Origin of the sequence: Propioniciclava soli (assembly GCF_038502305.1) — a bacterium.
Classification (GTDB): domain Bacteria; phylum Actinomycetota; class Actinomycetes; order Propionibacteriales; family Propionibacteriaceae; genus Propioniciclava; species Propioniciclava soli.
In genome coordinates, this window is sequence record NZ_CP115965.1 from 1724325 (window position 1) to 1735850 (window position 11526).

Annotated in this window: 5 protein-coding genes; all 5 read right to left on the reverse strand. The window is 72.7% G+C overall.

Translation table 11 applies throughout. The features are described from left to right. Positions 1 to 8 precede the first annotated feature (8 nt). The gene (locus tag PCC79_RS07920; RefSeq protein WP_232547994.1) at positions 9 to 944 is read right to left on the reverse strand and encodes a transglutaminase family protein; all 936 of its coding nucleotides are present in this window, start codon (positions 942 to 944) and stop codon (positions 9 to 11) included. Further along, positions 941 to 3529 (reverse strand): circularly permuted type 2 ATP-grasp protein, encoded by a 2589-nt coding sequence (locus tag PCC79_RS07925; RefSeq protein WP_232547993.1) that lies wholly within the window; start codon positions 3527 to 3529, stop codon positions 941 to 943. The genes PCC79_RS07920 and PCC79_RS07925 overlap by 4 nt, the downstream gene beginning before the upstream one ends. Positions 3530 to 3573: 44 nt before the next feature. Then, positions 3574 to 7041 (reverse strand): DUF2126 domain-containing protein, encoded by a 3468-nt coding sequence (locus PCC79_RS07930; RefSeq protein WP_232547992.1) that lies wholly within the window; start codon positions 7039 to 7041, stop codon positions 3574 to 3576. Positions 7042 to 7284: 243 nt separating this feature from the next. Next, positions 7285 to 10347: a glycosyl hydrolase gene (locus PCC79_RS07935; protein ID WP_342373483.1), complete on the reverse strand. Its 3063-nt coding sequence runs from the start codon at positions 10345 to 10347 to the stop codon at positions 7285 to 7287. 296 nt (positions 10348 to 10643) lie between these two features. Further along, positions 10644 to 11465 (reverse strand): transglutaminase-like domain-containing protein, encoded by an 822-nt coding sequence (locus PCC79_RS07940; RefSeq protein ID WP_342373484.1) that lies wholly within the window; start codon positions 11463 to 11465, stop codon positions 10644 to 10646. Between the last annotated feature and the right edge of the window lie 61 nt (positions 11466 to 11526).

An 11526-nucleotide genomic window follows, 5' to 3' on the forward strand; every position in this document is an offset into this window, starting at 1 on the left:
CGACGCGCTCAGCCGGTGGGGTCGGGGATCGGGATGACGTCCACGCCAACCTTCAGCGTGCTGCGCTTGCCCTCGGTGAAGATGACACCCTTCAACGGCGACACGTCGCGGAAGTCCCGGCCCCACGCCGTGGTGATGTAGCGGCTGTCGGCGAGGTGGTCGTTGGTCGGGTCGAGGTCGACCCAGCGGCCGCCGGGGATCATCACCGACGCCCAGGCGTGCGTCGCGTCCGAACCCGCCAGCTTCTGCTGCCCCGGGGGCGCATAGGTCTCGATGTACCCGCTCACGTAGCGGGCGGGGAGGCCCACGGCACGGAAGCAGCCGACGGCGAGGTGCGCAAAGTCCTGACACACCCCGGCCCTGCTCTCCAGAAGCTCCGGCAGGGTGGTCTTCACCGACGTCGCACCCTTGGAGTACGTGAAGTCGGTGTAGATGTCGTGGTACATCGCGCGGATCGCGTCACCCAGCCCGCGCTCGGGCCACAGCAGCGTCTGCGCGAAGGCGTGCACGGGCGGGGACAGCTCCACCAGCTCCGACGGCAGGGAGAAGATCGCACGCTCCAGCGGGTCGACCGTCTCGTCGGCCGCCACCGCGGCGGCCGCCTCCGCCACCGTCATCGCGTTGAGCCCGTCAAGGTCGACCCGGTCGAACTCGACCAGGACGGTGCTGCGCTTGGTCACCACCAGCGAGGTGTGCGGCGTCTGGATCTCCACGTAGTGGCTGTGGTTGCCGAACAGGTCGGTGTGCTCGTCGAGGACGTCCGGCTCGGGGGACACCGAGATCTCGTGGGTCAGGATGCGCTGGTAGGCCGTCTCGCGTGGGCGCAGGCACGCCCGACCGAACGAGCTCGTCACGTCCAGCTCGTAGGTGTACGCGGTCTCGTGGCGCACCTCGTAACGGTGCGGTGCGTAGTGGTCCGGCGCGTTGCGCTCGGGTGCGCTCATCCGTCCTCCCGGCTGAGTTCGGCCACGGCGAAGCTGCTCTGCGGAGCCTGCGTGGTGAAGTGCGTGGCGACGATGGCGTCCGACAACCCGCGCAGTCGGTCCTCCAGCTCCACGAGGGCGTCGACAAGGTCGAGCCGCAGCCCGGTGCTGGCCTCCTCGACCTCGATGTCACGGACGAAGCCGATGACCTCCCGAATGGACGCCGTGAGACGCGGGTCGGGCGCCTGGGCGAGATCCTCGCGGAGCCGCTCGAGCTGGAACACCACCGATCGCGGGTTGGTCGCGTCGGCGAGCAGCAGGTCGAGGGCCGCCGCCACGGGGCGGGCCGAGCCGACGCCGGCCGCCATGCGGCGCCGGTAGGTGATCAGCGAGTCGCCCACCCGCAGCACGGACTCCACGACCATGGGCTCCACCACCGGCGTCGCGGTGAGGGCGATCGTGTTGCGCAGCAGGCGGACGGTGGTCTGGGCACGCTCGACCCGGCGGCCGGCGTCCAGGAACGCCCACGTGGGGTCGCGCACCAGGCTCTCGGCCACGAGCCCCGAGAGGGCGAGCGTGGAGTCGAGCGTCCGCAGGGCCACGAGCTGGATCGGGACGTCCCCACCCTCGGCGCGGGCGTCGTCGATGGCCCGCTGCAACCGTGAGAGCACGCTGGAGGTGTCGAGGCTCAGCAGCTCGCGGACGTCGGTCGCCGCGCTCACGGCGCGCACCACGCTGTTGGCCACGGTGCCCGGCACGTAGCTGTCGAGCAGCAGCGCTGCCAGGTGCGGGAGCGGGTTGGCGAGCCGCTCCTCGCTGCCTGGCCCGGTGAAGCCGGGCCGCACCGTGGTGACCTCCGTGACGGACGTCAGCATGGCCCGCATGGCGGTGTGCCCGGGGGTGTGGGGGTGACGCGCGTGGTCCTCCACCATGTTGTCGGAGACCAGCAGCATGCGGGCGACGAACTCGGCGCGCTCGGCGTAGCGGCCCATCCAGAACAGGTTGTCGGCGGAGCGGGGGGTCAGGCCGGGCAGTTCGGCGTCCGACGGGATCGCGCGGGTGCGGACGCGGAGGTCGAGGTCGACGCGCGGAGCCTGCGTCCCGTCGGCCTCCAGCACCCAGACGTCCTTGCTCGTCGCACCCGACTGGTTGGTGACGATGTAGGCGTCCGGCTCGCTCGCGACGCGCGCCAGGCCGCCGGGCATGAAGTGGTAGGAGTCACCGAGGGCGACACCGAACGTCCGCAGCACCACGTTGCGCGGCTCGAGCCCGACCTGGGTGACGACCGGGGCGGTGGCGGGGGTGAGGGGTTCCTGCGCCGTCCAGGCCCACGGCTCGTCCTCGATGCGGGCGCGCAAGGCATCCAGCTCGGCGGCGCTCATGAGCCAGCCGGGTGCCGGCGCCGCCGTGAAGGCACGCGCGATCGGCTTGATGATGAGCCGGCCCAGGTTCGCCAGGACGTGGCGGCGCGATTCCGGGTCACCGCACCACCAGGTGGTCGGTTGCGGCAGCAGCAGCTCCTCGCCGAGCAGGGCGCGGCACGCGTCGGCGAGGAACGGGAGCAGCCCGGGGTTCTCGATGACGCCGGCGCGCAGCGGGTTGACGATGCTGACCACCCCGCGCCGCGCTGCGGCGACCAGGCCGGGGACGCCGAGGCGCGACTGGGGGAGCAGATCCAGGGAGTCCGACCATGCGGGGTCGACGCGGCGCAGCACCACGTCCACCGCCTCCAACCGGCCGGTCGTCCGCAGCCAGAGCCGCCCGCCACGCATCAGCAGGTCGTCGGACTGGGCGAGCGGGTGACCGAGCAGGATGGACAGCAGCCCCTGGTCGTAGCTGGTCTCGCTGCCGGGCCCCGGCGTGAGGAGGACGACGCGGGGGACGTCGTCGACGTCGGGCGGGGCGGCGTTCAGCAGCGCCGCCTGCATGACGTCGAACCAGCCGCGGAGGCGCCGCAGGTTCGTCTGGCGGTGCACCGTCTCGAGGGTCCGCGCGATGATGCGGCGGTTCGCCATCGCGTACCCCGCCCCGGACGGGGCCTGGGTGCGGTCGCCGACCACGGTCCACGACCCGTCGGCGGTGCGCGTCAGGTCGGTGGCGGTCATCGGGAGCTTGTGCACCCCCGGCAGCGCGACACCGTGCGCGGGCACCAACAGGCCGGGGTGGCCCGCGACGACCGCGGCGGGGATGACCCCGGTACGCAGCAGGCGGCGCGGACCGATCAGGTCCGCCATGACGGCGTTCAACAGCCGGGCACGCTGCTCCAGCCCCGCCTCCAGCCGCATCCACTCGGGGCTGTCGATGACCAACGGCAGCGGGTCGAGCAGCCACGGCCGGGGGGGCCGGTTCGGGGCGGTGCCGCCATAGGTGATGCCATCGTCGGAGATCAGTCGCTCCACCGTGCGGCGCCGCGTCTGCAGCCCGATGGTGCCGAAGCGACCCAGGGCGTCCACGATGGCCTCGGACCCGGGCCTCACCTCCCCGTCGGCGAGGAGTTCGTCCTGACCGCGGGGGGTGCCGAGGGGGAGGGAGGGGTTGGGGTGGGTGAGACGCTCGGCGTAGCCCTCCAGGAGCGCGTTGCCGGCCTCCATGCGTTCGGCTGTCATGAGGCGGCCCACCCTAGCGGGTGCGGGGGATGCATCGCGAGCCGTCAGTGACGGCCGCGGTCGAAGCGTCGCAGGTCCAGCGTTGCCGGGTACTCCCCGGTGGTGCCCGCCAGCAGGCTCGACGCCGATGGCCACGCGTCCATGTCCACCGCCCCGGTCGTCTGCTCCGGTACGAAGCGGCTGTTGCGTCGCGACTCGGCCTCGGCGGCGTTCACGGGGTAGCGGTCGTAGGACCGCCCACCGGGGTGCACCACGTGGTAGGTGAAGCCGCCCAGGGACTGGCCGTTCCAGGTGTCCACGAGGTCGAACCGCAACGGGCTGTGGATGCCGATCGACGGGTGGAGTGCCGAGGGCGGGGCCCAGGCGCGGAAGCGGACGCCCCCGACGCGCGCCGCCGGCGACGCGGCGACCCCCACCCCCCAGGTGCCGCCCGGGTTGGCGAGCGGCACCGGCACGCCGTTCACCGTGAGGACGTGGCGGCCCTCCACCAGGCCGGTGGCCGCCACCTGCACCCGCTCCACCGAGGAGTCGACGTAGCGCGAGGTGCCCGAGAGCGTGACCTCCTCGCCGAGCACGTGCCACGGCTCCAGCGCGCCCCGCAGCTCGAGATGGACGCCGTCGGCGTCCGTCTCACCCACGCGCGGGAAGCGGAACTCCAGGAACGGCGCGAACCACGCGACGTCGAACGTCTCGCCGATCAGGGGCTCCAGGTGGGCGTTGAGGTCGTCGACCACCGCGCACAGGTCGGCGGTCGCGAAGGCGGGCAGCAGGAACCGGTCGTGCAGGCGGGTGCCCCAGCGGACGAGCGGCTTGCGATACGGCTCGTGCCAAAAGCGCAGCACGAGCGCGCGGACCAGCAGTGCCTGCACCAGCGACATCCGCTCGTGCGGGGGCATCTCGAAGCCGCGCATCTCCAGCAGGCCGAGCTTGCCGCCCGGGCGGTCGCCGGAGTAGAGCTTGTCGATGCAGAACTCCGCCCGGTGCGTGTTGCCCGTCACGTCGGTGAGCAGGTGGCGCAGCAGCCGGTCGGTCAGCCACACCTGCGAGGTGCGCTGCCGTTCGATGCGCTCCTCGGGGTCCTCGTCCCACACCTGGTCGGCCCGGATGGCGGACTCCACGTCGTGGTTGACCGCCGGGTCGTTCTGCATCGCCTCCAGCTCGGCGAACGCGATCTCGAGTTCGTAGAGATACTCGTGCCGCCCCTCGTCCACGCGCGGCGCCTGGCTCGTCGGGCCGATGAAGCGCCCCGAGAACACATAGCTCAACGCGGGGTGGTGCTGCCAGAACGTGAGCATCGACTGGAGCAGGTCCGGACGCCGCAGCAGCGGCGAGTCGAACCGCGTCGCGCCACCGAGCGTGATGTGGTTGCCGCCGCCGGTGCCGGTGTGGGTGCCGTCGAGGTCGAACTTCTCGGTGGCCAGCCCGGAGCGCCGGGCGTCGTCGTACAGGGTGGTGGTCAGCTCCTCCAGCTCGGCCCAGGAGCGCGTCGGGTGCACGTTGACCTCGATCACGCCGGGGTCGGGCGTCACCGACATCGTCGTGAGGCGGTCGTCACCGGGCAGGGGGTAGCCCTCGAGGACGACCGGGACGCCCGCCTCTGCGGCCGCGCCCTCGACGGCCGCGACGAGGCGCACGGCGTCATCCAGCGCGTCGAGGGGCGGCAGGAACACGAACAGGTGCCCCTCGCGGGCCTCGACGGCGACCGCGGTGCGGGGCGCGGTGGAGACCGGCAGCTCGCGCGCGGCGGGGGCCGCGGCGGCCGGATCGCCGGCCGGCAGCGGGGAGTCGGGATCGGCGTTGTGGGTGACGTCGGGCTGGTCACCCCACGCCAGCGCGTTCAGGGGCAGACGCAGGCCGAGCGGTGAGGTGCCCGGCATGAGGAACAGGGCGCGACGGCGCGGCCGCCACCGCGTCGTCCCCCAGCCCCCCTCGGGGTGGGCGAACAGCGGCATGACCCAGCCCGCCGGACGCCCGGCGGCGGCGTCCAGCTCGGCGGCGAGCCCGGCCCGGCCGGCCTCGGTGGTCAAGGCGTCGTCGTCGGGCGCCGGATCGTCGGGCCGGTCACCGTAGGGTTGGCGCGCCTCGGCGAGGACGGCGTCGATCGGATCCTCGAACGCCGGGGTGACGAACTCCTCGCCCACCCCCAGCCGCGATGCGAGCGCGGTGGTGAACGCGCTCACGGTGGCGTCGGCGTCCGCCGTGTCGGCGGGCAGCACCGCGGGCCCCCACGGGTCGGCCAGGAGGGCCTGGTCCTGCCACAGCGGGACGCCGTCCGCGCGCCAGGCGAGCGCCATCTGCCACCGGGGCAGCGGCTCACCGGGGTACCACTTGCCCTGGCCGTGCTGGGTGAGCCCACCGCGGGCCCACCGCTCGCGCAGCCGGTCGGCCAGGCGTGTGGCGAGCTCACGCTTCTCCGGGCCGTCGGCCGCGGTCTCCCACTGGGGGGTGGAGGTGTCCCCGGCGGAGACGAACGTCGGCTCCCCGCCCATGGTCAGGCGGACGTCGGCGTCGGTCAGGGCGGCGTCGATCGCGGTGCCGAGGGCCCGCGCGGCCTCCCACTGGTCGTCGGTGTAGGGCTTGGTGACGCGCACGTCCTCGTGGATGCGCGTGACGGTGTTCTCGAACGCGAACTGGACGCCGACCACCCCGGTCGAGCCCTCGATGGGCGCCGAGCTGGACGGGTGGGGCGTCGCCGAGAGGGGGATGTGACCCTCGCCGGCGAACAGGCCGCTCGTGGCGTCCAGGCCGATCCAGCCGGCCCCGGGCACGTACACCTCGGCCCAGGCGTGCAGGTCGGTGAAGTCCTCACTCGGCCCGGCGGGGCCGTCGACGGGCGTGAGGTCGGCCGTGAGCTGCACGAGATAGCCCGAGACGAACCGGGCAGCGAGGCCGTAGCGGCGCAGCACCGAGACGAGCAGCCACGCGCTGTCGCGGCACGAGCCCAGGGCCTTGGCGAGGGTCTCCGCCGGCGTCTGGACGCCCGTCTCGAGACGGACGGTGTAGGCGATGTCCTGCTGGATCGCCGTGTTGACCGCGACCAGGAAGTCCACGATGCGCGTGTCGCCGGCCGTCACCCCCAGCGGGGCGATGCGGCGCTCGATCCAGGCGTCGACCTCGTCTTCCTCGGCGGACGCCTCACCCCCGGCCGGGACCGGGCGGAGATAGGGCGCCAGGTCCTCGCGCAGCGCGTCGGGGTAGGTGAAGGGGAAGTTCTCCGCGTACTCCTCGACGAAGAAGTCGAACGGGTTGATGACCGTCATGTCGGCCACCAGGTCGACCGTGATCGAGAGGTGGTCGGCCGGCTCGGGGAACACCAGGCGCGCGATGTAGTTGCCGAACGGGTCCTGCTGCCAGTTGAGGAAGTGGGTCGGCGGCGACACGGTCAACGAGTAGGCCTCGATCGGCGTCCGGCTGTGGGGTGCCGGTCGCAGGCGCACGGTGTGCGGATTGATGTTGACCTCGTGGTCGAACGTGTACTGGGTCGAATGGTGCAGCGCCACGCGAATCGTCACGGCCGACAGCCTAACGGGCCGGACCGACGATCCGGCCCGCGCCCTGTTACGGGTGTGTGACCGATCCCCGGCCGCCGCCTCGCTCCCCGGGCGCAGCGCGGCTCCCCGGCCGCAGCGCGGCTCTCCCGCCGAGGTCACCTCCCTCCTCCGCCGTAGCGGGGCTCTCCGTGCACGGAGAGCCCCGCGGTGGCAGGGGAGCGCAGTGGTTCCGGGGCCGGGTCCGGTGCCAGGGGCCGGGGTGAGTCAGCCCCGGAACGTCAGCGTGTCGACGGCGACGAACGCACCCGGTTGCCCGGAGTCGAAGGTCACGTAGACCCGCTGGCGACCGGTGAGGCCCGGGGCATTGAACGGAATGTCGCGCCACGACCCCCAGCCGCCGGTGTTGCCGACCGCCATGGAGCCGACCGGTGCTGCGGTCGGGCTCCCGACGCGCACCTGCACCAGCCCGGAGACCCCGCCCGGGGCGCCCGAGGCCACGCGGGCCACGACGTCACGCGACGTGCCGGCGCCGAACTCGACGTCGAACGCCAGCCACGCCCCCGTGGCGAGGGGGCCGGTGGTGCGCCCCTGCCAGGTGACGCCCGCGTGCGCCACCGCCGCCGTGGCGGCGATGGGGCTGAACGCGTCCACCGGGGTCGCCGGCGGAGCGGTGGGCGCCGGCGACGTGGGGGTCGGTGTGGCGGTCGGCACCGGCGTGGGTGCGGCGGTCGGTGCGGGGCTTGCCACCCGCCCGCGGAACTGCCCGGACGCGAGCCGCGCGAAGGGAGCCGGTTGGCCGGAGGTGAACGTGACCGTCACATCCCGGACGCCGGTGAGTGAGGCGTCCACGTTCAGCGGAATCGAGCGCCACGCGTCCCAGCCGCCCGTGTTGCCGACCGCCAGGCTGCCCAGCACCCGGCCGGTCGCCCCACCGTCACGGATCTCGACGAGCCCGGACGCCCCACCCTCGGCTCCCGAGGCGAGCCGCAGCACGGCGTCGGTGTACCCGCCCGAGCCGAAATCGAGCCGGAACGTCACCCAGTCGTTGTGACGCGCGCGGGCCGTGCCCGCGGCATCCGTTGCCAGGGAGGACGCCGTCGCGGTGTTCGCTGCGAACCCCGCGTAGGGGTCACCGGCCCGCGCCGGCACCGTGGGGGTGGGTGAGGGGGCGGGGGGTGTCGACGTCGGCACGGGGGTCGGCGTCGGAATCGGCGTGGGCGTCGGAATCGGCGTGGGCGTCGGGACAGGGGAGGGCGGCGATCCGGCCCGCCGCGCGTCGTCCCGCGCGCGTCCGGAGGCGACCACGGCGTAGAGGTAGGAGCGCGTGTTGCCGTTGTCGATGTCAGCATCGCTCAGCCGCGCCGCCAGGGCGGTCGCCCGCTGACGATCGGCGAGGGAGAGCAGCATGATGTTCCAGTCGATGAGATGGCTGCGGCCGCTCACTTGGGGGTTCTGGGCGAGCACGGCGTCGAAGGCCTCGGTGATGACGTCGCGTCCGAGGGCGCTCATCGGGGCGAACTGCGTGGGCCCCATCGGTATGACCTGGATGCCGAGGATGTCGCTGGCATCTGCGCTGAACCACGTGCCGTAGTCGGTCTTGCCGGCGAACATCATCGAGACGATGGTCTTGTCGAAGGCGCCGGTGCGGTAGGGCGTGAACCAGTAGGCGGACGCCGTGGCCATCTCGGTGCTCAGCATCCAGGTGGCCTGCTGGCTGAGCGCGGCGTCGCCGGACGCGCGGGCCCAGAAGTCGAGGCCGGCCCAGGCGTTGACGGCCTCGGAGGTCGACTCCTGGTCGTTCCCGTCGAACCCGCCGCCGGTGCCGTTCGCCCATGAGTGGCCGCGCCAGTCGTCGAAGGAGCGGCGCTTGATGGTGGTGGCGGTGTCGGTCGGGCTTGCGATGTCGGCGACGAGCGCGTCGGCGACGGGGGCGTAGCGGGTCACCAGCGCGGGGTCGTCCAGCCCGAGGACGCCGGCGGCGTAGAGGAAATAGCCGTAGTGGAAGTGGTGGTCGTTGACATTGTCCCCCGAGCCGAAGCTGTCCTTGTGCCCGACCACGGTCCGCAGCGTCGCGTCGTAGGTGAAGCACTTCTCCTGCACCGTCGCGCAGCGCTGCGGGTCGAGCCACAGGTCGAGCTGGCCCACCACGGCGTCCTTGATGGCGGCTGCCTCCGTGGTCAGCCCGAGCTGGACGGCGAGACGGTGGACGTTGACCGCCCGATAGAGCTCCTTGCCGCCGAAGTAGGTGTCGTTGGCCACGAAGTGGGTGACTTTCGGCAGGTCGGCCCGCACCAGGGCGGCCAGCTCGGTGCGTTGGGCCGCACTCAGCCCCGAGAGGTCGACGTCGCGCTGGCTGGTGTGGGCGGGCACGGAGAAGGTGAACGTGGTGCCGCGCACGGCGGAGGCCCACCCGTTCGGGTTCTCCCAGCGGCCGGTCAGCGTGGTCAGTCCATAGTTCTGGTGCGGCATCTGGGTGAACACGGTGGGCCGGCCGCCCTCGGTGGTGAGGGAGAACGTGGTGGACGCCTGCCCTCCCGCGACGGCGTGGCTCACCCGCGTCCCGGTGACGCGGACGGCGCCGGCCACCAGCGCCGCGATGTCGGCCGCGGTGGCGTCCCGCGGCTCAGCAAAGACATGGACGAGCCCACCCTGGGGCAGCGTCAACCCCCCGGCGGCGGCGCGGCTGGCCTGCCCGGCAACGACGTGCAGCACCTGGCCCGTGGGGGCCTGCCACGTCCAGTGCCCCGCACCAGCCGGGGTGAGCGCGCGGTTCGTACCGAGCGTCTGGGCCGACGCGGCGCGGTACTGCACGTAGGGCCACCCCTCGACGGCGGTCAGCGTGCCGACGGCGCTCGCCCCGGCGAACCAGGTGAGGTCGGCGCTGATGTCGTCGAGGCGGGTGAGTCGGTAGTCGGTGGCGCCGGCCGGCGCCAGCGTGAGGGCCTGGTTCTCCGAGCCGAGCGGATCGCCGTTGCGCACCCAGCTCGCGATGACCGCCTTGTCCCCCCACGTCCACACCTCGGGCAGGGCGACGCCGAAGGTGGTGGGTTGGGCGCGGAACGCCAGACCGCCGCCCACCCAGGTCGGGGCGAAGAGGCCGTCCTTGTTGAACACGGCCCCGCTGATCCAGGAGTTGGTGGGCGGCAGGATGCCCGGGCCGAGGCGGGGCGCGTCCGCCCCGCGGTAGAGGGTCGGGTGAACGGGCAACACCCGTGCCGGTTCGGTGGCGGCCGTGGCGGACGGGACGAACCCGACCAGCGTGGCCGCGGAGACGGCGAGGGTGACCAGTCCGGTCGCGAGGCGGTGGGGGGCGGTGGGGGCTGACATGGCGGGGGAGGTCCTTCCGGCGACTCTGGGGGAGGCGGGCAATGAGAGCGCTCTCATTTCCTCGCGTGACCAGAAGGTTAATAGACGGAGGCCGCCTTGGGAAGCTCGAGACGACCAATAAACCAAGTCACAGCCATATTGGTGTGGCCAACTCGACCAATATGACCCGTACGGCTTTTCACCATCACGGAGCCGGGAAAGGCCCGAGGAGGCGGGCCCGGAGGACCGGGCGCGAAACGACCCCGCCCCTGGCGGCAGGGGCGGGGTCGCGCGGTGTGGAGCCCGGCGCGTCCGGGTCAGGGGGCGGTCGAGCCCAGGTACACCACCGCGTCCGGATCCTCGGTCGGCAGACCCTCGTGGCGCACGCACATGACCTGCACGTCGCCGAACTCCACCTGACCGGACTGCACGGTGAGGAAGGCGGTGTCGGACGCGTCGCGCCCGTTCACGATGCGCACCAAGGACTGCCGCGGCGCCATGCGCGTGGAGTCGACCACCTGCCAGCGCCCCTCGTGGGCCACCTCGGCGACGGCGTGGAAGTCCATTGGGTCGAGCCCGGGCGCGTAGACAGCCACCAGCCGCGCGGGGAAACCGCACGCGCGCGTCATCGCGATGGTGAGGTGCGCGAAGTCGCGGCACACCCCCTGCTGGGCGAGGTAGGTGTCGACCGCCCCGTCGGTGGGAGCGCTGCTGCCCGACACGTAGAACAGGTTGTCGTGCACCCAGTCTGCGATCGCGTTGATCTGCTCCTGGCCCTCCAGACCGGCGAACCGCTTGGACGCGATGATGCCGAGTTTGTCCGACTCGGCGTAGCGCGACGGGCGGCGGAACTCGATCTCCTCGATGCCGGACACGGGCTCCGCCGACGCCGAGCCGTCCGTGGTGGCCCGGTAGTCGAAGGTGATCGGGCCGGCGGGGATCTTCGCCACGTGGAGGCGTCCACCGTCGGGCGCGGCCACCTCGCTGAGGTCGATGGGCTCACCACCGACCGTCAACGCGAGCACCTCGTTGGTGACGATCGGGCCGTGGGCGACGGCCACGGCGAAGACCAGTTCGGCCGGGGTCTCGGCCTTGGCCTCGATGTGGACGTTGACGTCGGTGCCCGTCTGCTCGGTCATGGTGGCTCCTGTCCGCTGGTGAGGCCCGGGGAGGTCGGGGACCCCACGCTAGCCCCCGCCT